This is a genomic window from Paenibacillus sp. FSL E2-0201 (assembly GCF_037963325.1).
In the GTDB taxonomy this organism is placed as follows: domain Bacteria; phylum Bacillota; class Bacilli; order Paenibacillales; family Paenibacillaceae; genus Paenibacillus_AQ.
The window spans coordinates 3,266,326-3,290,421 of sequence record NZ_CP150154.1; the positions used below are offsets into that span (position 1 = coordinate 3,266,326).

Annotated in this window: 21 protein-coding genes; 17 read left to right on the forward strand and 4 right to left on the reverse strand. The window is 41.9% G+C overall.

Translation table 11 applies throughout. From position 1 onward, the window contains the following. The first annotated feature begins 65 nt into the window (after positions 1 to 65). The 4 genes from NSU15_RS14665 to NSU15_RS14680 all read left to right on the forward strand — a co-directional run bounded on the left by NSU15_RS14665 (position 66) and on the right by NSU15_RS14680 (position 3,551). Positions 66 to 2,066, forward strand: a complete 2,001-nt coding sequence (locus NSU15_RS14665) for an acyltransferase family protein (RefSeq protein WP_339291073.1) — start codon at positions 66 to 68, stop codon at positions 2,064 to 2,066. Positions 2,067 to 2,154: 88 nt separating this feature from the next. Beyond that, a complete protein-coding gene (locus NSU15_RS14670; RefSeq protein WP_339291075.1) occupies positions 2,155 to 2,661 on the forward strand; it encodes a sigma-70 family RNA polymerase sigma factor in 507 nt (168 codons plus the stop codon). A 1-nt stretch (position 2,662) separates the two neighbouring features. Further along, on the forward strand, positions 2,663 to 3,064 hold the full coding sequence (locus tag NSU15_RS14675) for a hypothetical protein (protein WP_339291077.1): 402 nt from the start codon (positions 2,663 to 2,665) through the stop codon (positions 3,062 to 3,064). Beyond that, positions 3,045 to 3,551, forward strand: coding sequence for an RsiV family protein (locus NSU15_RS14680; protein WP_339291079.1), 507 nt, complete (start codon positions 3,045 to 3,047; stop codon positions 3,549 to 3,551). The genes NSU15_RS14675 and NSU15_RS14680 overlap by 20 nt, the downstream gene beginning before the upstream one ends. Before the next feature lie 64 nt (positions 3,552 to 3,615). On the opposite strand, the gene NSU15_RS14685 is transcribed toward NSU15_RS14680, so the two are convergent. After that, positions 3,616 to 4,200 (reverse strand): AAA family ATPase, encoded by a 585-nt coding sequence (locus NSU15_RS14685; RefSeq protein WP_339291081.1) that lies wholly within the window; start codon positions 4,198 to 4,200, stop codon positions 3,616 to 3,618. A gap of 232 nt (positions 4,201 to 4,432) precedes the next feature. Here NSU15_RS14685 and NSU15_RS14690 point away from each other — a divergent pair, with 232 nt between their 5' ends. Further along, a complete protein-coding gene (locus NSU15_RS14690) occupies positions 4,433 to 5,989 on the forward strand; it encodes an ABC-F family ATP-binding cassette domain-containing protein (protein WP_042188035.1) in 1,557 nt (518 codons plus the stop codon). Between the two features lie 91 nt (positions 5,990 to 6,080). Beyond that, positions 6,081 to 7,190: a phosphotransferase gene (locus tag NSU15_RS14695; protein ID WP_339291082.1), complete on the forward strand. Its 1,110-nt coding sequence runs from the start codon at positions 6,081 to 6,083 to the stop codon at positions 7,188 to 7,190. 60 nt (positions 7,191 to 7,250) lie between these two features. Here the strand turns inward: NSU15_RS14695 and NSU15_RS14700 are convergent, their stop codons facing one another. Further along, positions 7,251 to 8,918 carry a ribonuclease J gene (locus NSU15_RS14700; RefSeq protein ID WP_339291084.1) on the reverse strand — a complete coding sequence of 556 codons (1,668 nt, stop codon included), beginning with the start codon at positions 8,916 to 8,918 and terminating at the stop codon, positions 7,251 to 7,253. A 114-nt stretch (positions 8,919 to 9,032) separates the two neighbouring features. Between NSU15_RS14700 and NSU15_RS14705 the strand changes: the two genes are divergently transcribed. The 8 genes from NSU15_RS14705 (at position 9,033) to NSU15_RS14740 (ending at position 16,723) form a co-directional block, all read left to right on the forward strand. Beyond that, complete coding sequence (locus NSU15_RS14705) at positions 9,033 to 9,512, forward strand: GNAT family N-acetyltransferase (RefSeq protein WP_339291086.1); 480 nt, start codon at positions 9,033 to 9,035, stop codon at positions 9,510 to 9,512. 107 nt (positions 9,513 to 9,619) lie between these two features. After that, on the forward strand, positions 9,620 to 10,153 hold the full coding sequence (locus tag NSU15_RS14710) for a TetR/AcrR family transcriptional regulator (protein WP_339291088.1): 534 nt from the start codon (positions 9,620 to 9,622) through the stop codon (positions 10,151 to 10,153). 13 nt (positions 10,154 to 10,166) lie between these two features. Then, positions 10,167 to 10,493: a multidrug efflux SMR transporter gene (locus NSU15_RS14715; RefSeq protein WP_042127584.1), complete on the forward strand. Its 327-nt coding sequence runs from the start codon at positions 10,167 to 10,169 to the stop codon at positions 10,491 to 10,493. 17 nt (positions 10,494 to 10,510) lie between these two features. Further along, positions 10,511 to 10,858 (forward strand): multidrug efflux SMR transporter, encoded by a 348-nt coding sequence (locus tag NSU15_RS14720; protein WP_042127587.1) that lies wholly within the window; start codon positions 10,511 to 10,513, stop codon positions 10,856 to 10,858. A gap of 273 nt (positions 10,859 to 11,131) precedes the next feature. Then, positions 11,132 to 15,037, forward strand: a complete 3,906-nt coding sequence (locus NSU15_RS14725) for a discoidin domain-containing protein (protein WP_339291090.1) — start codon at positions 11,132 to 11,134, stop codon at positions 15,035 to 15,037. Positions 15,038 to 15,212: 175 nt separating this feature from the next. Further along, positions 15,213 to 15,602, forward strand: a complete 390-nt coding sequence (locus NSU15_RS14730; protein ID WP_339291091.1) for a hypothetical protein — start codon at positions 15,213 to 15,215, stop codon at positions 15,600 to 15,602. Between the two features lie 89 nt (positions 15,603 to 15,691). Continuing rightward, on the forward strand, positions 15,692 to 16,033 hold the full coding sequence (locus NSU15_RS14735; RefSeq protein WP_042127593.1) for a DUF1801 domain-containing protein: 342 nt from the start codon (positions 15,692 to 15,694) through the stop codon (positions 16,031 to 16,033). A 153-nt stretch (positions 16,034 to 16,186) separates the two neighbouring features. Further along, complete coding sequence (locus NSU15_RS14740) at positions 16,187 to 16,723, forward strand: hypothetical protein (protein ID WP_339291094.1); 537 nt, start codon at positions 16,187 to 16,189, stop codon at positions 16,721 to 16,723. 84 nt (positions 16,724 to 16,807) lie between these two features. Here the strand turns inward: NSU15_RS14740 and NSU15_RS14745 are convergent, their stop codons facing one another. Beyond that, positions 16,808 to 17,242, reverse strand: coding sequence for a MarR family transcriptional regulator (locus tag NSU15_RS14745; RefSeq protein WP_139328499.1), 435 nt, complete (start codon positions 17,240 to 17,242; stop codon positions 16,808 to 16,810). Between the two features lie 273 nt (positions 17,243 to 17,515). On the opposite strand from NSU15_RS14745, the gene NSU15_RS14750 reads away from it, so the two are divergent. Next, positions 17,516 to 19,051 carry an MDR family MFS transporter gene (locus NSU15_RS14750; RefSeq protein ID WP_339291095.1) on the forward strand — a complete coding sequence of 512 codons (1,536 nt, stop codon included), beginning with the start codon at positions 17,516 to 17,518 and terminating at the stop codon, positions 19,049 to 19,051. Between the two features lie 86 nt (positions 19,052 to 19,137). Here NSU15_RS14750 and NSU15_RS14755 read toward each other — a convergent pair whose 3' ends face one another. Beyond that, on the reverse strand, positions 19,138 to 20,223 hold the full coding sequence (locus NSU15_RS14755; protein WP_339291096.1) for a helix-turn-helix transcriptional regulator: 1,086 nt from the start codon (positions 20,221 to 20,223) through the stop codon (positions 19,138 to 19,140). Positions 20,224 to 20,352: 129 nt separating this feature from the next. Between NSU15_RS14755 and NSU15_RS14760 the strand changes: the two genes are divergently transcribed. Continuing rightward, positions 20,353 to 21,456, forward strand: coding sequence for a saccharopine dehydrogenase NADP-binding domain-containing protein (locus NSU15_RS14760; protein ID WP_339291097.1), 1,104 nt, complete (start codon positions 20,353 to 20,355; stop codon positions 21,454 to 21,456). A gap of 165 nt (positions 21,457 to 21,621) precedes the next feature. Beyond that, positions 21,622 to 24,006, forward strand: a complete 2,385-nt coding sequence (locus NSU15_RS14765; protein WP_339291099.1) for a polyprenyl synthetase family protein — start codon at positions 21,622 to 21,624, stop codon at positions 24,004 to 24,006. Positions 24,007 to 24,096: the final 90 nt, after the last annotated feature.

Below are 24,096 nucleotides of genomic sequence, written 5' to 3' on the forward strand. Positions count from 1 at the left end.
AACGATAAATCGACGGTAAGGACTGAAACATAATGAAAGACAACACGAAGCTTTTCAGAAAAAATATGAGGAGCCAGTCGTCTTCACAATCTGTAGGCGGCAGGCGTTATGTGCCAGGAATTGATGGTCTAAGGGCTTTATCAGTACTTGCTGTAATCGCATATCATTTGAATCTGAATTGGGCTGAGGGTGGACTTCTCGGCGTTGGAATATTTTTTGTAATCTCAGGATATCTCATTACTGACCAAATCATTAACCAGTGGGAACGGCACCGAAGACTGAACCTTTTAGACTTTTGGGTTCGTAGGGCGCGGAGGCTGTTGCCTGCGATGATCGTCATGCTTTTTGTGGTCGCTATTTGGCTCTTAATTATAGAACCCTCAAGATTGTTCGGGCTCAAGGGTGACTTTATGTCTTCCTTATTTTACTTTAACAACTGGTGGTTAATATTTCATAATGTTTCTTATTTTGAAAGCTTTGGACCCCCTTCTCCGATCGGGCATTTGTGGTCGCTTTCCATTGAAGGACAGTTCTATATTCTATGGCCAATCGTTCTTATCATTGTGATGAAAATTGCTCGTCAGCGGGGTAGGCTTATTGCATGGATTTTAACTTGCGCTGCAGTCTCAGCTTTAGCGATGGCATTGATCTACGTACCGGGAACAGACCCGAGTAGAGTATATTATGGAACGGATACACGTGTATTTGCACTTCTCATTGGGGCAGCACTTGCAATTGCTTGGCCAAGTCAGAAACTAAATGATAAGGTCTCGGAGCCGGCTCAGCGTATGCTTGATATTGTTGGGGGATTAGGGCTCGTTCTATTGTTGGTACTTTTTAATCAGGTTAATGAGTTTGATGATTTGCTTTACCGTGGCGGGTTTTTAATAATTTCTTTGATTGCTGCAGTAGTTATTGCTGTACTTGCTCATCCTGCCAGCCGTTTAGGGGCGATTGTAGGCTGCAAACCTTTGCGTTGGATCGGGGTGCGATCATATAGCTTGTACATATGGCATTTTCCAGTCGTTATTCTTAGCAGTCCGAATGTGAATACTGAAGAGAGCGGCATGCTTCGCATCATCATTCAGGTAGCGGTAAGCTTTCTATTAGCATCATTGTCATATAAGTATGTAGAGGAGCCCATTCGGCGAGGTTCATTTAAAGAGACTTGGAAGAACATCAGCGTAAAACGACGTGGTGGCATTCGTCCAGGCTTCTTAATGGCTATTATAGCGGTGATTCTTATACCTATTGCATGCAAAGGTTATTTGTTAAATGCTGGATCTGATACGCCTGCAATTGAATCGGCTGATCTGCAGTATGAACAACAACAGCTACAACAGCAAGAGCAACAATTGCAGCAGCAAGAGCAACAAGATACGGGAATAAAGGATGATCCGATGGATCACAAACCGATAGATAAGAGTGCAACTGATAAATCATCAATACCAGCCATGGCAACAGCTACATCTAAACCTGATGTGAAAAAGCCAGAAACTAAGGTGGAGGCTACAAATTCAGGAGTGGATAAGCCTGAGTCAGAATTATCAAAACCTGTTCCTGAAGAAAAGGAACCTGTAGCAGAGAAGAGTCAATCTGGAAAGGATGTTACGGCCATCGGAGATTCTGTCATTTTGGACGTAGCACCCTACCTCACAGAGAAATTACCCGGTATTGTCATCGAAGGAAAGATCGGTCGGCAGATGGTGAAAGCTCAAGAGGTAGTGGATCAGCTTAAAGCTCAAGGCCGGTTAGGTAAAAAGGTTATTATTGAGCTGGGGACTAACGGATCTTTTAGTTCAAAGCAATTACGTAGTCTACTGGATTCACTAAGTGATGCTGAGCAGATTCTTTTGGTCAACACTCGCGTCCCAAGAAAGTGGGAGAATAATGTGAATCACAATATTTCAAAAGTTTCCAGTGAATATAGTAATACAACCGTAGTAGACTGGTATTCTGCTAGTGAAGGGAAAGACAACTACTTCTATGAAGATGGAGTGCATTTGAAACCTGAAGGTTCTAAGTTTTATGCCTCACTTCTTGTAAAAGCTTTGGAAGCTGAATAAAAAAAAAAAATCTCCAAACTTTTTGAACTCGCAATACGTCTTACACCTATTACAACACTTGATAACAAGCAGAGAAGGATAATCTACAATGTTGAATAGGAAATCCGAAAAAATACTCACAAATTGTATCATCGAAAACAAAGAAAATGTCTACAGACTCGCCTACAGCTATGTTAAAAACAAAGAGGATGCTCTCGATATTGTTCAGGATTCCATTTATAAAGCGATGGACAATCTTAAATTGTTGAAGAATCCTGATGCCGTGAAAAGCTGGTTTTATCGTATTGTCGTGAATACTTCATTAGACTTTCTGCGAAGAAACAAAAGGATCCAGACGATGGAGCCAGAGATGATTGAAACCTATTGTCCTGGTGCAGAGGATGTTTACTCGGATATAGATTTGAAAAGAACCCTTGAAGATCTGCCGATAAAATACCGAAGCGTGATCGTATTGAGATACTTTGAAGACATGAAGATTAGTGAAGTGGCTGAAGTTCTTAATGAGAACACTAATACGATAAAAACGAGACTGTATCAGGCACTTCAGTTATTACGAGTGAAACTGAAGGATGAAGCCTCAAAGGAGAATATGTAAGATGGAAGACCACTTAAAAGATTTAAATAAGGAATATAGCGAGATTCCAATCCCAGAACAATTAGATTTAATTGTGAATCGCTCTTTGAAGCTTTCGCTTAAAGAAAGAAGAAAAAAACAATTGAAATATAAATGGTTCGCTAGTGTGGGTGTAGCCGCTGTTGTCTTTCTGATTGCGATTAACACTAGTGTAACCGTGGCGAGTGCATTATCCTCCATCCCAGGAGTCGATCGGTTAGTTAAAGTGCTAACCATAAAAGAATATATTGTAGCGGAGGATAACTATGATGCCAATATCAAAGTTCCGGCCGTTACGAACATGGAGAACAAGGATTTGGAGCTTGGATTAAACAACAAGTACTTGAGCGAGAACAAGGCGCTCTATGAAAAAGTTTCAATCTGAGATTGAACAGTTGAAGAAGGAAGGCGGAGGTCATTTAGGTCTGGACACGGGTTATGAAGTCAAAACGGACAATGATCGTATTTTCTCCATTGGAAGATATGTTGTGGAAACTTCAGGTTCTTCTTCTGAGGAAGTTACTTTTGATACGATAGACAAAGTGAACCAAATCCTTATTACATTGCCAATGTTATTTAAGGATGAGCAATACATTGACCGGATTAGCCAAAATATTAAAGAGCAGATGATTGAACAAATGAAAGCTGACCCCGATATTGTATATTGGATCCCTGAAAGTGGCGATGAAATGCCAACGGATATGTTCACTTCCATTACGAAAGACCAGAGCTTCTACATCAATAATGATGGCAAGCTTGTGATTGTGTTTAATAAATATGAAGTAGGGCCAGGTTCTATGGGTTCCGTTGAATTCGTAATTCCTACCGAAGTCATAGCAGGGGATCTGGTAAGTCAGAAGTATATCCAGTAATAACATAAAGACCGGCAAGAGAATTCTCTCTTTGTCGGTCTTATTTTTGTGAGTCATGTGATTTCTAATCGTAGATAAAATGCTTTACCTCAGCCACTGTCTTTGTAATGTCTGGATTAGAATTGTCGATCACCTTCACATGGGAACTTGGAAGCGGCCACTTCACACTACGGTTTCCAAATGATTTGCGGAATTCATCCCAATGCTGGAACTTCCATTCATCGAGAGGTGATTGTCTATCTTGAATTCGTCTCCGGTACAATTCCTCATTGGCTAATTCGACCAACACAACCTTCACCTCAACATCTTGCAGAGAACGTCCGATTCGAGATAACTCACTGCTGATCCAGTCAGGGTTGGCAGCCTCTTGAGTAAAGGGTCCAACCACAAATGCATCCACATCTAGACCAATATTATCTAGCGCCGCGTCCATCGTAATCCGGTAACCCAAATCTCGGCATAATCGTTTGTACTCGACAGAGTCTCTGTCCGATGGGTCTAATCCGTGTAAGGTCATGATCGCGTCAGCCGCTGGCCGTAAAAGAATATCCATATCAAAAAAGGGGACTTTACGCGCTGAAGCGATCGCTTTTGCTAATGTCGTTTTGCCTGCCCCGGCGGGTCCCAGAAAAAATACAAGTTTGTTCATTACTGACTCTCCTTAGAACATCAATTCAACGTTATAGTCTAGCTCTGAATACTATCATATAGAAGATGGTGAGCAATCGCCAGCGCAAAATCGTCATCTGACAGATCGGATCTGAGAACCTGAGATATATCGCGTTTCGAACCATAATATGATATTTTTTTGCTTCTCCATTGAGTTTTTGTGTAATCCTGCTTATAATATAGCGAGAAAAATAAGAAAAAGGTGTCCATAAATGAGCATATTAAATGTAGAAGGATTAAGTCATGGCTTTGGAGATCGTGCGATCTTCAAGGATGTTTCATTCCGTCTTCTAAAAGGCGAGCATATCGGATTATTCGGCGCTAACGGCGAAGGTAAATCCACTTTTATGAATATTGTTACAGGCAAGCTACAGCCAGATGAAGGTAAAGTTGAATGGTCCAAACGGGTGCGTGTTGGCTACCTTGATCAGCATGCAGTGTTGACCAAAGGAATGACCATTCAAGATGTACTCAGAGGCGCTTTTCAATACCTCTTTGATCTTGAGCAAGAGATGAATGATATGTACGGCAGAATGGGTGACGTGTCGCCTGAAGAGCTGGAAAAGCTGCTTGAAGAAGTGGGTACGATTCAAGATACACTTACAAACCAAGATTTCTACATGATCGATGCGAAGATTCAAGAAACCGCGCGCGGTCTAGGAATCACAGATATTGGATTGGATCGTGACGTAGCTGATCTTAGTGGTGGTCAGCGTACCAAAATCTTGCTTGCGAAGCTATTGCTTGAAAAACCAGATATTTTGCTCCTAGATGAGCCTACGAACTATCTGGATGAGCAGCATATTGAATGGCTGAGACGTTATCTGCAAGAATATGATAATGCATTTATTCTGATCTCACATGATATGCCTTTCTTGAACAGCGTTATCAACCTGATCTATCATATGGAAAATCAAAAGCTAACCCGTTATGTAGGTGATTATGAGCAATTCCAACAGGTCTACGAAATGAGAAAGCAACAGCTTGAATCTGCTTATAACCGTCAGAAACAAGAAATTGCAGAGCTGAAAGACTTCGTTGCTCGTAACAAAGCCAGCGTTGCTACTCGTAACATGGCGATGTCCAGACAGAAGAAGCTCGATAAGATGGAAATTATCGAGATTGCAAAAGAGAAGCCAAAACCACAGTTTAACTTTAAAGAAGGTAAAACTGCGGGCAAGATGATTTTCGAAGCTAAAGAATTGGTTATCGGATATGACACACCGTTGTCCAGACCCCTGAATTTGTTGATGGAGCGTGGACAAAAAATCGCGTTGGTCGGTGCGAACGGGATCGGTAAAACCACCTTGCTTCGCAGCATCTTAGGCGAAATCCAAGCATTGTCCGGTTCGGTAGAACGTGGATACCATCAAGAGATTGGATACTTTGAGCAAGAAATGAAAGAAGGCAATTACAAGACTTGTATCGAGGAGATCTGGGATACATTCCCATCCCTATCACAATTCGAAGTACGTGCCGCCCTTGCCAAATGCGGACTTACTACGAAACATATCGAAAGTAAGATTGCAGTTCTAAGTGGTGGAGAAAAAGCTAAAGTGCGTCTATGTAAGCTCATCAACAGTGAGACTAACATTCTCGTACTGGATGAGCCGACAAACCACTTGGATATCGATGCTAAAGATGAGCTGAAACGCGCGCTGAAAGCATACAAAGGAAGCATTCTCATGATCTCTCACGAACCGGATTTTTATCAAGACATCGTGACCGATATCTGGAATTGCGAAGATTGGACAACAAAAGTATTCTAATAAGCAAAGTTACATTGAACAAGCCTATGAGGTGTTAACGAATCAGTTACGCTTTGTAGGCTTTTTTTTACGGATCGTGAGGAGGATCTATGTGTTAGAGAATAAAATGGATCAGCTTAACATTTGTGTTCAACGATTTTTTAGAGAACCAAGAGTAGAAATAATCAGTTTCTCTTGCGAAGATTTAAATTATCAAACGCCTAACTTTACTACATCAGGTATCTTTTCTATTCACGGTATGGCAATAGTTAATCAAGAGCAGGTTCCATGGTCAATCATATTAAAAATCATTAAGTCGGATAGTGTAGAAAAAGAGGATCCAGCCCATCACAATTACTGGCGCCGCGAAGCGCTAGTCTTTGAATCTAAGATTCTGGATGAGCTTCCCGGCTCTATCCAAGCCCCAAAGTGTTATCTTGTTGAAGAGCAAGCAGAAGGGACCATATGGTTATGGTTGGAGCGAATAGACGGGGAATATGCACGTACGGAGCAGCAGTTTGATTTTATCGCTGAGCGGTTAGGTCAATTCAATGGAGCTTATCTTACCGGAAAGAAAATACCTGATGAGGATTGGATATGCAGGGGCTGGCTAAAATCGTGGACTACATCTAGTAGAATGTATGCGCCTAATCTGGATACTTACATAAATCATTTACATAGAGATAATGCGCTAAACATTTGGACATGGTTCCACAGCTTTACTAATCAGATAGAAAGTAACTTGAATGCTCTCAATAGCTTGCCACGAGTACTTGCCCATCAGGACCTCAGTCAGATGAATATGCTGCTGAATCAGGGTGAAATGGAAGAGAAACGTTTAGTTCTGATTGACTGGCAATTCATGAGCATATCCGGCATTGGTGAAGACCTTGGCAAAATGTTTGGCGTAAACATGAGCTTAGGAGTCATTCCTGTTCACCGTTACGAGGATTACAAAGAGTCCTTGTTCCATGCCTACATCAAAGGATTAAAGGATTCAGGCTGGTATGGGGATGAGCGCCTTGCTCGATATGGCTACTGTTTAAGCACTGCTTTACGTAGTATCTGGGAAGTACCTCAATACATTTCTCTGAATGCTCAGCTACAATCTGACCCGTTAAACACTAGTCTTCAGGAGCGGGTTATTCGTTTGGAGCAAATTATTATTATTCATCAAAAAATGGCGCTAGAAGCTGACGCATTAAAATTATGTATAACATAGTTAAATTTAATTCTCACCAGATATAAAAAAAGAGCCCATTCTACATGAGCTCCTTTTTTGCTACACCTCAATAATGATGGGGAGAATCATCGGACGTCGTTTCGTTTTTTCGTACAGAAATCTACTCAGGGTCTCCTTAATAGTCTGTTTGATGATATTCCATTGCCCTAGATCAGGCTCACTCATCTTTTGAAGGGTAGAAGTTACAAGCTGGTTAATTTCCTCCATTAAAGTTTCTGAGTTACGGACATAGATGAATCCTCTGGAGATAGTATCCGGTTCGTTTAATAGACGTCCATCTGTTTGACTTAGAGTAATTACTGTAATCAAAATGCCGTCTGCCGATAACTGGCGACGATCACGAAGCACGACATTTCCGATATCCCCAATGCCAAGGCCATCCACTAGGATCTGTCCAGCAGTCACTTTGCCCGATTGACGGACAACACCTGACGAAGACTCAACGATGTCCCCATTCTTTAGAATAAAGATATTATCGGGGTTGACACCAACTGCCTCTGCCAACAAGCTGTGATGATGAAGCATACGGTATTCACCATGAATAGGTATGAAATATTCAGGTTTCATTAAGGTTAACATTAATTTAAGCTCTTCTTGGCTGGCATGCCCAGACACGTGAAGCTCGCTGCGTGATCCATAGATGACTTTAGCACCAAGTACATATAAATTATCGACAATTCTAGATACATTGCGTTCATTCCCGGGAATGGGATTAGCTGCAATCAGAACAGTATCTCCAGCCTGGATTTCCATCTGCCTATGACTTGCATTAGCCAGTCGGGATAACGCAGCCATGGGCTCACCTTGACTGCCTGTACATAATACAGTTACTTGCTCCGGGGGGAGTTTGGCAGCTTCTGTAGGCTCAATCAGCATGTTATCGGGAATGCTCAGGTATCCGAGTTCTTGGGCAACCCGGACCACATTCACCATACTTCTGCCAAGTAAGGTTAATCTACGGTCTGTTAGATGAGCAGCCTCAATGATCTGTTGTAGACGGTGTACATTTGAAGCAAAGGTAGAGACAAAAATTCTGCGATCTGCTTTCATGAATGCTTCTTCTATATGAGCGCCTACGAGCTTCTCGGAGGGAGTGAAACCCGGGCGTTCTGCATTGGTACTCTCAGATAGAAGAAATCTTACACCGTTCTTCCCGATGTCGGCCATTTTATGTATATCGGGATACTGCTTATTCACAGGGGTCATGTCAAATTTGAAATCCCCTGTATGAACAACGGTCCCTTCTGGGGTATCGAACACAACACCAAGGCAATCCGGAATACTATGATTGGTATTAAAGAACGTTATAGTAAACGCACCTAGCTTTAAAGTGGAGTCAGAATCAATGACATGAAGCTTGGTTTGACGTAATAATCCATGTTCCCTCAGTTTATTTTCAATTAGACCTAGGGTTAACCGGGATGCATAGATCGGAAGATTTAATTGTTTGAGCAGATACGGAATTCCTCCAATATGATCCTCATGTCCATGTGTAACTACTAATGCTCGAACCTTATCAAGATTGCTTAATAAATACGTAACATCAGGAATAATGAGGTCAATTCCCAGTAGACTCTCGTCCGGAAATTTAGAGCCGCAATCAATGACAACAATATCATCAGCATATTGCAGCAAATACATATTCTTACCAATTTCATTCACACCGCCTAATGCTGCAATCCAGAGCTGCTTTGCTGCCGCTTTCATTAAAGTCCCTCCCTTAATAAATTCACCTATATTATGTATGAAACCCCTTATAATTATCCTTTCATTTAAGTGGTACAATAGATTGATACTCGAAGGTTAGGGGACCGATTAATCATGAACATCAGACGAATACAAATGAAGGATAATTATTCTATCGAACAAATTATTAGGAAGTGCCTAATGGAGTTCGGAGGGAATAGAGCAGGTTTAGCGTGGGAAGATGACAGCTTGCATCATTTATATCAGTACTATACTAATGATGAGAATCGAGCATATTGGATTGTTGAAGAGGAAGGAACTGTGTTAGGAGGTTGCGGAATTGCACCTTTCGGGAAAGAAGAGGACATATGCGAATTACAAAAAATGTATTTAACTTCTACTACTAGAGGTACTGGAGTAGCCACCGAACTATTGAATATCGCACTGGATTTTGCCAAACTTCATTACAACAAATGTTATCTGGAGACGTTGCAGAATATGCAGGGAGCTAACCGTTTTTATACAAAAAGCGGATTTGAACGTTTAAACGCGCCACTTGCAGGTTCGGAGCATTTTGCTTGTGATGCTTGGTATATAAAAGACTTAACTCGATAGATTGAAAAATGTGAGCCTGGATTATCGGGCTTTTTATATGTAATTAGATATTTTTATTTGACAACAAAACCGTCCGGACGGTATAGTAAATAGCAGAGGTGATTAACGTGAACAGTAATTCTAAACGGAAAGCAATTTTACTGGCAGCTTCCGCGGTTGTTAAAAATAATGGCGTGGAGAAGCTGACCCTTGAAGCTGTTGCTAAAGAGGCTGGTGTCAGTAAAGGCGGGCTACTGCACCATTTTCCAAATAAAGAGGCTTTGATCATGGGGATGGTGGAAGAGTTAACGAACGAATTTTTTACTAATGTTCAAGAAAGGGCAATGAGCGCAACCTTTGAGAAAGGAAAGTGGAGTCGGGCTTTTGCTGAAGCTATTGATGAAGATCTTAAAGAAGGCAAAGAGATCGGTACCGCACTTTCGGCTGCTCTTTTTACCAATCCGGATATTCTTAGTAAATTTCAAAATCAATATGCAATGTGGCAAAAAAATATAGAGAACGACGGCATTGATCCTGTCCGTTCTACTATCGTTAGGTTGGCTGCAGACGGGTTATGGTATTCTGAGATGTTCGGATTAGGTGTGTTAGAAGATGAATTACGGACTAAAGTCATTCAAGATTTAATAAATATGACGAAGTAAGGAGGCGCTAAATTTGAATTCATATGTATTATTGGCAACAGCGATTATCTTTGAGGTATTTGGCAGTTCAATGCTAAAAGTATCTAACGGGTTTAAAAAGCTATTACCTTCCATTGGAGTGATCCTTGGGATGGGTTTTGCCTTTTATAGTCTTTCTTTAGCGCTTAAAACAATTCCATTAGGGACGGCTTATGCGATTTGGTCAGGGGTGGGTACAGCATTGACAGCCTTGATAGGCGTGCTCATTTATAAAGAGAGCTTTAACCGTAAGAAGTTACTAGGTTTGCTGCTCATTATTGGTGGGGTAATTATTATGAAGCTCTCTGGTGGGGCTCATTAGAATTTGGAGGCTATAGCATGAAAAGAAATGTTGGATATATAGCTCTAGGTATAGCGATTGCTAGCGAAGTCGTAGGCACTACTATGCTGAAAATGTCGGAAGGATTCACGCAATTACTCCCATCAATAGGGGTTATTATTGGTTTTATAATCGCTTTTTATAGTTTATCTATAAGCCTTAGAGAATTACCTTTAAGCTTAGCTTATGCGATCTGGTCGGGTGTAGGTACAGTTCTAACCGCACTTGTGGGTATGGTTGTATGGGGAGATCCATTTGGTATTCTTACGTTTGCCGGAATAGTATTAATAGTAGGCGGGGTAGTATTATTAAACGCACCTTCTGCAGATCAAGAGAGAGCTCGTTAAATCGGGCTCTTTTTTGGTTTGAATAGATGTCATAGATTCCATAAATCGCATAGTTTCGTAATAATGGTATCACTTACCTTTTCCGTAGGATTACATCTTATAGTTTGAGCAGCTATTTATCTATAATGAGTGTGTCTGAAAGTGAAGGGAGGGTGTGGTTCTTTTAAATGTGCTCTAAGGTGACTAAGTTTGTAAACGCTATCATTCGAGCACTTTGATAGGTTCATTTATTTAGAGAATCTAACACATAATTGAGGAGGATTAAAAATTAAAATGCGTAACAAGTATGTTGTATGGTCGTTGGTAGTATCCATGTTGATTTCAAGCTTATTCTTGGCTGCGGGTCCGTTTAATTTTGTTTCAGCCTCCGGAGGACCAAACCTGACACTCGGTAAAAATGTAACGGCAAGCGGTCAATCTCAAACTTATAGTCCGAACAATGTTAAAGACAGTAATCAAAATACGTATTGGGAAAGTACGAATAATGCATTCCCGCAATGGATTCAAGTCGATTTAGGTACAAATACGAATGTTGATCAAGTCGTTCTTAAGCTACCTTCTGGTTGGGAAACAAGGACGCAAACCCTGGCCGTTCAAGGCAGCACGAACGGTTCTACGTTCACAGACATTGTAGCGTCTACGAATTATGTTTTTAACCCATCAGTAGCAGGAAACAGCGTTACGATCGATTTTGCCTCAACCAGTACGCGTTATGTTCGTCTGAATGTAACGAGCAATACAGGCTGGCCAGCAGCTCAGCTTTCTGAATTCGAGATTTACGGTGCAAGCGGTCCTATTCCTACACCAACAGCAACTCCAACGTCTTCCGGTACTTACGAAGCTGAATCGGCTTCACTATCTGGAGGAGCTAAAGTAAATACGGACCATGCCGGTTATTCCGGTACGGGGTTCGTGGATGGATACTTGACGCAAGGTGCAACAACTACTTTCACGGTTAACGTACCAGCAGCAGGCAGCCGTGAGGTGACGTTGAAATACGCTAATGCAAGTGGCAGTACAAAGACAATAAGTATCTACGTCAATGGTACCAGAATTGGCCAGACCTCATTACCTAACTTGGCAAACTGGGATTCATGGAGCACTAAAGTTGAAGTACTAAATCTGAATGCAGGTAACAACACAATTGCATATAAATATGATGCTGGTGATTCTGGTAACGTTAACCTGGATCTAATCACTGTAGCGTCGACAACAACTACACCTTCTGAAACACCAACACCAACACCAACGCCAACACCAACACCAACGCCAACATCAACACCAACAGCATCGCCAACACCAACAGCTACACCAACGCCAACAGCTACGCCGACGCCAACGGTCACACCAACACCTGCTCCGGGGAGCAATATTGCTGTTGGCAAGTCGATTACCGCATCTTCCAGCACACAAACGTTCGTAGCCACAAATGCGAACGATAACGACACAAGCACATACTGGGAAGGCGGTAGCAATCCGAGTACGTTGACGCTCGACTTAGGTGCGAACCATAACATTACTTCAATCGTATTGAAGCTGAATCCAGCCACTGCCTGGAGTACTCGTACTCAAACGATTCAGGTGCTTGGTCACAATCAAGACACGACTAGCTTCAGTAATTTGGTAGCGGCTCAATCGTATACATTTAATCCAGCTTCGGGCAACACAGTAACCATCCCGGTCTCGGCAACGGTTAAACGTCTTCAGTTGAATATTACTTCGAACTCCGGTGCGCCGGCTGGGCAAATCGCAGAGTTTCAAGTATTTGGTACTCCCGGAGCGAATCCTGATCTAATGATAACGGGTATGACCTGGTCTCCTACTACTCCGGTCGAGACAAGTGCAATTACATTAAATGCAGTTGTTAAGAACAATGGAAATGCTAGCTCCCCAGCAACAACTGTTAACTTCTACTTAAACAATGAACTAGTTGGATCTGCACCAGTAGGTTTACTAACTGCCGGGGCTTCCACAACAGCCTCAATGACATTAAATGCTGGAGCCAAAACTGCTGCGACCTATACTCTAAGCGCTAAGGTAGATGAAAGCAATGTGATTTTTGAGCAAAATGAAGGGAATAACAGCTATACGAACGGGGCACCGCTTGTTATCGCTCCGGTCTCCAGCTCTGACTTAGTGGGCGCGGCTTCATGGACCCCAAGTAATCCAGTTGCCAATAGTTCTGTAGCTTTTACCGTGAATCTCAAGAATCAAGGGACCATTGCTTCTGCAAGCGGTTCTCATGGTATTACAGTAGCATTAAAGAACTCAGCGGGCTCCACGATTCAGACATTTACTGGATCCTATAACGGAACCATAGCTGCAGGAGCTTCCATTAACGTCACAATTCCAGGGATATGGACAGCAGTCAACGGCAATTATACTGTCACCACTAGTGTTGAAGTGGATGCGAACGAAGTAACAGCCAAGCAATCAAACAATGTTAACACGGCTAATCTAGTTGTGTATGCTTTACGTGGTGCAAGCATGCCTTATAGTCGGTACGATACTGAAGATGCTACTCTCGGTGGTGGTGCAACATTGAAATCTGCTCCTACGTTTGATCAAGCACTAATCGCTTCAGAAGCATCAGGTCAACGTTATGTAGCCCTTCCTTCGAATGGTTCGAACGTAGGATGGACGGTAAGACAGGGGCAAGGCGGCGCGGGTGTGACGATGAGATTTACTATGCCTGACTCTTCAGATGGTATGGGACTTAATGGCTCACTTGACGTGTATGTGAATGGAGTAAAAGTCAAAACCGTATCGTTAACCTCCTATTACAGCTGGCAGTATTTCTCGGGTGATATGCCTGGTGATACTCCTAGTGCTGGGCGTCCGCTCTTCCGATTTGATGAAGTACACTGGAAATTAGACACCCCTCTCCAGCCTGGAGACACCATCCGGATTCAGAAGAACAATGGAGATAGCCTGGAATATGGAGTTGATTTCCTCGAAATCGAACCCGTTCCTACTGCTGTCGCTCGTCCGGCGAACTCCGTGTCAGTGACAGATTATGGTGCTGTAGCAAATGACGGTCAGGATGACCTTGCAGCCTTTAAAGCAACGGTGAATGCAGCTGTTGCAGGCGGTAAGAGCATGTATATTCCTGCCGGAACGTTTAACCTTAGCAGCATGTGGGAAATTGGTTCTGCCAGCAATATGATTAACAACTTTACGGTTACGGGTGCTGGGATCTGGCATACCAACCTCCAATTTACTAATCCTAATGCAGCGGGTGGTGGGATTTCACTCCGTATTAGCGGCAAGCTGGATTTTAGCAATGTTTATATGAATTCGAATTTGCGATCCCGTTATGGACAAAATGCAATTTATAAAGGATTTATGGATAACTTCGGAACCAATTCAATCATCCATGATGTCTGGGTAGAACATTTTGAATGTGGTATGTGGGTAGGTGACTATGCGCATACGCCTGCTATTTATGCCAGTGGGCTTGTTGTTGAGAACAGCCGGATTCGGAACAATCTTGCTGACGGCATCAACTACTCCCAAGGAACTAGCAATTCAATTGTTCGAAACACAAATGTACGTAATAACGGTGACGATGGTCTTGCTGTGTGGACTAGTAATACCAATGGTGCTCCGGCGGGTGTAAATAACACATTCTCGTACAACACTATTGAGAATAACTGGCGTGCAGCAGCCATAGCATTCTTTGGAGGCGGTGGTCATAAAGCTGATCACAACTACATCATCGACACTGTAGGCGGTTCCGGTATTAGAATGAATACTGTGTTCCCGGGATACCATTTCCAAAATAATACCGGAATTGTTTTTTCGGATACAACGATTATTACAAGTGGCACCAGTAAAGACCTATATGGTGGAGAACGCGGAGCCATCGACTTGGAGGCATCGAATGATGCCATTAAGAATGTGACCTTTACCAACATTGATATCATCAATACACAACGCGATGCAATCCAGTTTGGTTATGGTGGCGGATTTGAAAATATCGTATTTAACAACATTAACATTAATGGCACAGGACTTGATGGTATTACTACTTCAAGGTTCTCAGGGCCACATCAGGGTTCGGCAATCTATACCTACACAGGCAATGGTTCAGCAACGTTTAACAACTTGACGACAACGAATATCGCAAACCCCAACCTGAATTATATTCAGAGCGGATTTAATCTGACGATCCATTAAGTGAAAGCGTGTGGGAGGAGTTCTTAGGAACTCTTCTTTTTATTTGGTGAGTGGTAAAAAAATTAAGGATGCGGAGGAGGATATTGGCTGGGAGAACAAGAAATAAATGGGGTAATCAACTTTTTAAGTTTTTTTTATGATTTTTTCATAACCATGTGAAGGAATTGAGATAGAGATGAAAACTGACAAATTAGATAAACGGAAAGCTCGGAGGCTGAAACGAAGGGCTGCCACTAAGGAACGGATTTTCAATTTAGGGTATGGGCTCTACACGACCGAAAGTGATCTCACGGAATTAGTTGAGGCTACGTTATGTACGCTAGAAGAATATCGAAATCAGCCTCGTGTTCTGCGATGTACCATTAGTCGAGATCAAGGACAAACTTGGACGGAAGAGTATATAGACGTGGCTATTACTGACCCCGAATTGTCGACCTTGAAAATAGGAGACCTAATTAAGTATGAGGAAGAGGAAACGATTTGTGCCATCGTAGCCAATGAAGGCGAAAATAGAGTAAATGCTCCTTATTTCGTTCCGGAGGGGCACTTATATTGGAAGGCTTGACCTTTGTTATTATAAATTTTGGTTTTGTGTAGGCGTTTCAAGCATGCTACAGAATTTTAATAGTTAATTACTTAGAGGAGCGATGAAGAATGAATCAGGAAGTAATTGATTTTATTGAAACGTTAAAAGAACCATGGCAGGTGGAATTATCCAATACTCTTCGTGAAGTTGTACACCAGGCGATCCCAGATGTGCAGGAACGAATTCAGTACAAGAAGCCACATTTTTTGAAAAATGGGAAATACGCCGCAGCCATCTCAACATCAAAAGATGCGGTAAGTTTTGTTATTTTTAATACGAGCGAGCTTGAGTTACCGGAAGGGATGTTTGAGGGTCCTCCGGAGAGAAAAACACTAAAACTGCGTAAAGGGAATACAGTTGATGTGGCTCAATTAGTGACTTGGGTCAGCCAAGCCTCAGCTTCACTTTAATTGCTAGATTCAGAATACAGGACGGTATCTTAAAGTCATTTGACTTCATGAGATATCGTCTTTTTTATGGGCGAATTTGGCTATGTTGATACATAATCATTCAATAAATTGTGAAAAATAAATCAAGTGCTAGCAATGAAGGGAATGAAACCCATGAAGAAATTAAAGATAACTTGTTTGTTACTGCTTACGATCTTTGCACTAAGTGCATGCTCAAGACCAGTAGCAGATAAATCCCAGCTACCACCTCCAACGGTTGTGCCAAGTGGAGCTGAGGAAAAATTTAGCCTTGAGGAACTTGCCACTTTGATTGGAAAAGAGGATGCTCAAGTTGTCCAAGCTCTCGGCAAAGGCGCACCTAATCGTAATGAAGGTACGAATTCTACTCTTTTATCCCGCGAATATAACGAGAAGATTGTGAATCACAAAGCAAATCTTCAGGTCTCCTATGATCACACTGAAAAAGTGATTGGAGAGACGATTCATTTTGAAGAAGCTACCAAGGAAAAATTAACGCAAGAGATAAAGCAACAGCTTGGAGAGCTTACGACTAAAAGTGAAGGTAGCACAGCAGATATAGAAAAAGAAGGCGAAGGTACGAACTTTCGTAGGGTATGGCAGACGGATAACGCCAAAATTTCTTTAGTTGAATCCAATGGAAAGCTGACTATTTCCATAGATACGAAGTAACAGTCGAATAATTTTAGAAAAAAAGGACGATACCCATTGTGATTAGACTATGGGTATCGTCCTTTTTTGATAATTAATTAAGGATTAAGTAGACGGATTATTGTTTGTCGTGGAGCTGAGACGATGAATCTGCTCTTCCAGGATCGTACTTGCTTTTCCTAAAAATTGTGTAATAAGTTCAAGCTCTTCATCCGAGTAGGTGGAAGCTAGTTTAAGCATCTCAGCATGCAGTGGAAGGTAAGCATTTCCGACCTCATTATTTTCATACAAAGGGACAATAATGACCTTTCGACGGTCACAGGGGTCATTTTGTCTGCGAACAAAACCGTTATTTTCAAGGCGATCAACTAATGCCGTAACACTACCTGTAGCCAGTCCGGTTAGTTTGGACAGTTCACCAGCGGTGATGGGACCTCTTTCGTGGAGAATATCTATGGATAGAAAGTCATTATTATATAACCCAAGTGAGGCTGCCACATTTTGCTGATATAGTATCGTTCGACTTCCTAGGCCCCGCATACGCAAAGTGAAGTCTTCCTGCTGATTTTCCGCTTGATTGTGTAGATCTCTTGACAAAAGAGAGCCCTCCTTTTAAAATATTAATATCTTGATGATCGAGATAATAGACTATAGAGATACTCGATAAACGTTCTATTAATTGAATTCATTTTATCGGACTTATTAAAATTTTGCAAAAGGTAATGCATCAAGAAGTTTAGAGAGAGGCTGGTGTGCGATCTATAACGATAAGTTTAATTCGATATTAAGGAAAAGCGGAGGGAACAAAAGAGAATGGTTAAGAAATTGGAAAAGAAAAATAATGTAGGCATTATTATAGCGGCTCTATTGCTGGCCACACTTATGGCATCCATGGATAACACTATATTAGCAACTGCAATGGGAACAATCGTAGGGGATCTTGGTGGTTTTGACAAACTGATGTGGGTGACTTCTGCTTATATGATAGCTGAGATGGCGGGTATGCCGATTTTCGGAAAATTATCGGATATGTATGGTCGCAAGCGATTCTTTATTTTTGGAATTATTGTATTTATGATCGGATCTGCTTTATGTGGTACCGCAAACTCTATAGTTCAGCTGAGTATTTATCGTGCGATTCAAGGTATTGGTGGAGGGGCACTCGTTCCGATCGCATTCACTATCATGTTCGATGTGGTAGCTCCGGAAAAACGGGGGAAGATCGGCGGATTATTTGGAGCAGCTTATGGGATATCAAGTATTTTCGGACCTCTTATTGGCGCTTATATAGCGGATTATATCCATTGGTCTTGGGTCTTTTACATCAACTTACCTATAGGTGTTGTCGCATTCTTTTTAATAGCTTTCTTCTATAAAGAGTCTGTTGAGCATTCCAAGGAAAAGATCGATTACCTTGGTGCGTTTACACTTGTAGCTTCTATCCTGTGTCTCATGTTTGCGATTGAGCTTGGTGGAAAAAAATATGCTTGGGACTCTGCTGTGATTGTGGGATTGTTCTTAGCTTTTGTAGTGTTTATCGTGGGATTTATTTTTATCGAACGTCGTGCAGAAGAACCCATCATTACTTTCGGCATGTTCAAGAATCGTCTTTATTCTACGAGTAATGTTATGGCTATATTTAGCGGAGCAGCATTTATTACAGCCTCGGTGTACATTCCAATCTACATTCAAGGGGTTCTTGGCGGCTCGGCAACGAATTCAGGACTTGTTCTACTTCCTATGATGCTCGGCTCCGTTATCACTGCAGCAGGGGGCGGATTCCTGCTCTCGAAGTTCAACTATCGCACCATCATGATATCGACGTTAATACTGCTCGTTTTAGGTATCGCTTTGCTAACCACATTAACACCAGATTCTTCAAGGTTCATGGTCACCATATTTATGTTTCTAGTAGGTCTTGGAATAGGTTCTTCATTCTCTGTTCTAAGCAACGCAGCCATTCATGGATTTACAGCAAGGCAGCGAGGTTCCGCTAGTTCGACACTTAGTTTCACACGGGAGCTGGGAATGACACTCGGCATTACAGTATTCGGTATTATCCAAAGTCATGTGTTTTCGAATAAATTAGCATCCATGTTCAGTAGCGGTGGTGCGGCACCTATAGGGGTGAATTTAAGCGATCCAAGTACTATTTTGACCCCGGATACTCGTGAGAAAATCCCTACTGAAGTTCTTGATAAGATTACAGAGGGATTGTCCTCATCGCTTGTTCATACTTTTGCTTGGGCAATTATTCCGTCTGTTATAGCTCTATTGGCAGCATTTGTGATGAGTAAGGAGAAGTTTGATCCGGCTTCTGAATTGGGAGAGTATACGGCTTCGCATTAAGGATGCAATGTTTAAACAGACTGAATTCTCTATAAAATGGGATTCAGTCTGTTTTTATTATTGTTAAGTAAGGGATCGCGTTCAGCTTATATCTCTATAATGTTGTAGCGTGAATGTAAATACCAAATAAGCTCTCTGCGACTGCTTACACCTGACTTACTAAAAATGGACTTTAAATGATCCTGAACGGTGTAAGCAGAAATATGTAGAGAAGAAGCCAACTCTTTAGTGGATAATCCTCGAATTACACCGTGTAATATCTGCTGTTCACGTTCTGTTAAACCATACGCTTCAGCAATGATGGGAAGCATGTCCGCTGGACGTGCGGGCTCGAAAGAAATAGCTACCTGAATCTGGCTGTCAGAAGAGCGAAGACGACTTGCTCGGACGACTAAATAAGGCCCCTCATTCATACGAATGCATACCTTAGCAATTCCGGCAGATTCGGAGGGGCTGTTGAACGCTTGCGTGCTTACTGCACGGATTGGCCGTGGTAAGACATGTGCATCGATTATTTCCAATGATCTAAGCTTGTCTAACCAGCGATCTGCTGCGGGATTGGAAGACAGAAGATCCAAATGATCAGATAGAACTGCAATACCGGAACCATAAAGATCATCATCCCAAGTCTCCTCTCTCTCTGGAAGCTCAAGACTGAACGCACGCATTCTGGCTGCAATCAGAGGGATGAGCGAGGTGATCCAATCACATTCCTCTTGTAAGAATTCCGATTGATCCGCATTTCTATACAGCGTCAAATAGCCCCAACAAGATTCTCCTAGAATAAGCACTGCCCTAAGTTCATCCCCAAAACCTGCTGGAGTCAAAACCTTTCGATATCGGGCACTCCTCTCTGGTTGCTGCTCGGTTGCTTCGTATATTGTAGCAACGAGGCGTTTGTTATGGACCATTTGCTCATAGCTGTTAACATCATCCTCCCCGTATTCGATCTGGAATAAGTAGGGATGAATTCGCTCTACATTATCTTCAGTAACTGCACCGGTAGAAAGCAATGTCTGTGGATCCACATGAGTACAGCAGGCAGCATCAAAGGGAACAGCTTCACGTAAGAGGGTGAGCAAGGAAGTACGGTAATTGTGAGATGAATCAGTAACCATACCTAGCTTATTGATTTGTTTCTTTATTTGAATGAATTGTTTATTGGTATTCATTGAGTAGCCCTCTAGTCCTTAATGGATTATAACGAACCCCCACATTTGTGGGATAGTGAACGGAAGTGAAATCCGTATAATTGAGAATGATTCTTAATCAACTCTATTATATAGGATGCGGTGATAAAAATGCAGGAAAAAGAAGATATTGTTGTTGTTGGTGGTTATGGACATGTAGGGCGTACTATATGTGAAATATTAGAGAAGAAGTATCCAGGTAAAGTATTTGCAGCAGGGAGAAATCTTGAAAAAGCAGAGCGGTTCAGTCAATCTACACACGGCAAAGTCAAGCCGTTACAGTTGGATATCAGTAAGCCTGTACCTTCACATTTACTTAAACAAGTGAAGCTAGTCATCATGTGTTTGGATCAAACCCGTATGGATTTTGTAAAAGCCTGCTTTCACAGTGGTACGCATTATGTGGATGTATCAGCGAGCGGTCCGTTTTTATCTCAAATGGAGGCGTATAGTGAAGAGGCAGCACGACACGGGTCTAAAGCCGTTCTTAGTGTAGGGCTTGCACCCGGTATAACGAATCTAATGGCTAGTGAAGCAGAAAGACAGCTAGAACAGACGGAAGAAATCGAAATAGCGATAATGCTCGGACTTGGTGATTCTCATGGGAAAGCAGCGATCGAATGGACAGTGAATAGTTTAGGAGAAAAGTTTGAAATCAAGCAAAAGAATCGACAGGTAGAGGTGGACAGCTTCACCGATAGAAAGCTGTATCACTTTGGTGACGATTTAGGGAGTCGCAATGCTTATCGTTTCCCCTTTTCAGATCAACAGACGCTTGCCCGAACGCTCAAAGCATCGACTATTTCCACACGGTTTTGTCTGGATTCAGTCTTTGTAACTAAAATATTGGCCATAGCCAAAAAAACAGGAATCGTTCGATTGTTGAAGATAGGCTGGGTGAACAGAGGGATTGTTCGTGCTATGGAGCGGCTGCATTTAGGGAGTGACCAGTTCGCTATCAAGGTTGAGGCTCGAGGAAGAAATCGAGAGGGGAAGCCCACGCGTGCTGATTTAATATTGCAAGGAAAGAATCAATCCGTCGTCACAGCAAAAGTGACAGCAGCAGTATCAAAGCTCCTTTATGATTCACCATTTCCAGGCGGCGTATATCATATTGAGGAGATCACAGGTCTAGCATATATTCAAAAAGAATTAGGGTCGACCCTAAGCATGGAGATCCAAGTAAAGGAGCATAATGCAGATAAATCAAAATAGAATAATTTGTGTATAGTGATTATAAGAAGCTTGATTCGTCAGGCTTCTTTTTCGTAACCCAAAAGCGTTTTGACCGTATTAACTGATGAACATTTCATTCAGGAAGAAATTCTGTTCTTTCCTAATGGGTCATGTTAACAAAAAGAGAAGTTGAGGTCATCACCTATGAATGAAAAATTTACAGATAGCGACGATACAGGATATCCGATCGCTGAGCAGAAAGCGGCTCAGTATTTTGCAGCTCTTCGGGAACAGTTCAAAGAAAAAACTTACGTGTCTACCTTAACTGAAGATTTTCGGTTGTGGAAGAAGAATCACATTCATCGCCGTTCATGGTTGTCCTTTTTATCGAGAGGGAGAAGGAAACCGGATTCTCAGGATTATCATAGATATCTAGGATGGCTGAATCAAACCGGTAAATTGGATGATTATTTGGATCGAAGCGTTTCCTATCTTTATATGAGAGATCTGGGGCAAGCGTTGGATTCACCTAAGACACAGATTAGAATTAAACGTATGGTTGCCGACATTAGAAATCAGATGATTCATCCAGGCTCGACAAAGGCGGAAGATCAGTCAGATTTTATGAGTTTCACTGGGATTTATCGTTGGGCTCAGAAGGAAAGCGTTGAAACCGCCACGATTTGGGTGATAGACAAACTTAAACAGGTGTCAGACCATCTTCCGAAGGAAATGAATCCCGAGCAAGCGCAGCGTAAATTGATCAAGATCATTATTGGGGTGATTCTCCATGTGATGGAAGAGATGGACGATGAAGTAACGCCAGTGAATCGTAGCAAAAGAATTGATGAAGCGATTAGGCTTGGTTATTCATATGGACTTACTTATCCATTCATTGACGATCTCCTTGATTCTAGCGTCTTAACCGAACAAGAGAAAGAACAGTACTCTCAGATGATACGTACTGCGATTCTTGATAGAATTGTGCCGGAGATCGGAGAGTGGTCAGGGGAGAACATGCCGTTCATTCGATTTGTACATTCGGAGCTTAAGGAGGCTTTTGAGTATATTAAGAGGTATCAGCGGGAAGACATGCAGGATGCATTTTTCGAGCAATCCTTTGTGTTTTTTCATTCCCAGGAGTTAGATCGAATGAAGGATCTAGCTAACATGGAATACAGTAATGAAGAGCTTTTTATACCTATCATTTTAAAATCCTCATCTTCCCGTTTAATAGTCCGATCCGTAATTAGTGCTCCCACGGATGACGGATTCGATCAACGTACCTTCTTCTATGGACTATACAATCAGTTAGCTGATGATTTTGCGGATATGTTTGACGATTTGGAAGCGGGCGCTGTAACGCCATATACCTATTATTTGCAATACCGTGGTCAGCGTACCGATCTGATCAACCCTTTTGAATTATACTGGACGGTCATTTCCCATTTAATACACACCGTGTATCGCTCCGATACTAAAACCCGTGAGGTGATATTAGATCGAGCCATCAATGGACTCAAGCGTTGTAAAGCACGTGTGGGGATTGAAAAATATAAAGAGATCATGGAGATCTTTGCTTCCGGACAACCGGAATTTAATCATGTTGTGCAGCAGATGGTGCAGAAAGCGGATGATGTGGATTTTTTCGATAAGCTGCTTCGGGATCAGTTGCTTTTGAATCTGAAAAACAGCAAAAGGGAAAAATCGGAATTTAGAGATACGATTCAAAAGGTCCGCGATCAAATCAACAAACAATTGCTGATAGCCAAGCCAGCCGAGACGCCAGTCATGAAAGAGATGCTGATAGATGCAGCTAATTATAGCCTTGAAGGGGACGGAAAGCGGATAAGGCCTATATTAACATGGGTTATGGGTGTTAACGAATATGGTCTAGATGAAACGGACATTGTACCGCTTCTGAGATCGTTGGAGTATATGCATACTGCTTCTCTAATCTTCGATGATCTTCCCTCGCAGGATAATGCCTCAACCCGGAGAGGCCGTGCGACTCTGCACGAAGTGTATAATAGCGCCACGGCGGAACTAACCGGACTGTTTCTGATTCAGAAGTCAATCGAGGAACAAGCGTCACTTCATTCCTTTGATGCAAAAGCTGTGCTTGCCTTAATGCAATATTCAGCCCAAAAGGCAGAAGATACCTGTATGGGTCAGGCGATGGATTTGAACTCTAAGGGTAAGGCGTTGACGTTAGAGCAATTAAATATGATTTGTTTTTACAAGACGGGGATTGCATTTGAAGCTTCGCTAGTAATGCCAGCTATTCTCGCTAAGGTTAACGAGTCAGAAATTCTGGCTTTGAAAAAATTTGCCTACCATGCAGGAATTGCCTTTCAGATTAAAGATGATTTGCTCGATTTGGAAGGGGATCATCATTTACTAGGTAAGCCTATTGGTCAGGATGTGGAGAATAACAATTCAACGTTTGTAGCTATCCTTGGTGCAGATGATGCGCGAAAAGAGATGTGGGAGCACTACTGTCTCGCCATGGAGGCGTTAAGAGAAATACCCCGTAATATTGCTTTTCTAAAGCATTTATTGAATTATATGATTAATCGAAATCGATAATTGTTTATGAAGTGTTGGCAGGATTGCCAGCACTTTTTTTTATATGGATCTAATAGTTATCCTTTCAATTATTAATTGAAATTTATTGTT

Coding starts and splice junctions, on each gene's coding strand:
- NSU15_RS14735 (WP_042127593.1), top strand. CDS start 15,692: ATGAATCAGGAAGTAATTGATTTTATTGAAACGTTAAAAGAACCATGG.
- NSU15_RS14685 (WP_339291081.1), bottom strand. CDS start 4,200: ATGAACAAACTTGTATTTTTTCTGGGACCCGCCGGGGCAGGCAAAACG.
- NSU15_RS14725 (WP_339291090.1), top strand. CDS start 11,132: ATGCGTAACAAGTATGTTGTATGGTCGTTGGTAGTATCCATGTTGATT.
- NSU15_RS14720 (WP_042127587.1), top strand. CDS start 10,511: ATGAAAAGAAATGTTGGATATATAGCTCTAGGTATAGCGATTGCTAGC.
- NSU15_RS14740 (WP_339291094.1), top strand. CDS start 16,187: ATGAAGAAATTAAAGATAACTTGTTTGTTACTGCTTACGATCTTTGCA.
- NSU15_RS14760 (WP_339291097.1), top strand. CDS start 20,353: ATGCAGGAAAAAGAAGATATTGTTGTTGTTGGTGGTTATGGACATGTA.
- NSU15_RS14730 (WP_339291091.1), top strand. CDS start 15,213: ATGAAAACTGACAAATTAGATAAACGGAAAGCTCGGAGGCTGAAACGA.
- NSU15_RS14705 (WP_339291086.1), top strand. CDS start 9,033: ATGAACATCAGACGAATACAAATGAAGGATAATTATTCTATCGAACAA.
- NSU15_RS14670 (WP_339291075.1), top strand. CDS start 2,155: ATGTTGAATAGGAAATCCGAAAAAATACTCACAAATTGTATCATCGAA.
- NSU15_RS14675 (WP_339291077.1), top strand. CDS start 2,663: ATGGAAGACCACTTAAAAGATTTAAATAAGGAATATAGCGAGATTCCA.
- NSU15_RS14700 (WP_339291084.1), bottom strand. CDS start 8,918: ATGAAAGCGGCAGCAAAGCAGCTCTGGATTGCAGCATTAGGCGGTGTG.
- NSU15_RS14745 (WP_139328499.1), bottom strand. CDS start 17,242: ATGCGGGGCCTAGGAAGTCGAACGATACTATATCAGCAAAATGTGGCA.
- NSU15_RS14765 (WP_339291099.1), top strand. CDS start 21,622: ATGAATGAAAAATTTACAGATAGCGACGATACAGGATATCCGATCGCT.
- NSU15_RS14680 (WP_339291079.1), top strand. CDS start 3,045: ATGAAAAAGTTTCAATCTGAGATTGAACAGTTGAAGAAGGAAGGCGGA.
- NSU15_RS14750 (WP_339291095.1), top strand. CDS start 17,516: ATGGTTAAGAAATTGGAAAAGAAAAATAATGTAGGCATTATTATAGCG.
- NSU15_RS14755 (WP_339291096.1), bottom strand. CDS start 20,223: ATGAATACCAATAAACAATTCATTCAAATAAAGAAACAAATCAATAAG.
- NSU15_RS14690 (WP_042188035.1), top strand. CDS start 4,433: ATGAGCATATTAAATGTAGAAGGATTAAGTCATGGCTTTGGAGATCGT.
- NSU15_RS14665 (WP_339291073.1), top strand. CDS start 66: ATGAGGAGCCAGTCGTCTTCACAATCTGTAGGCGGCAGGCGTTATGTG.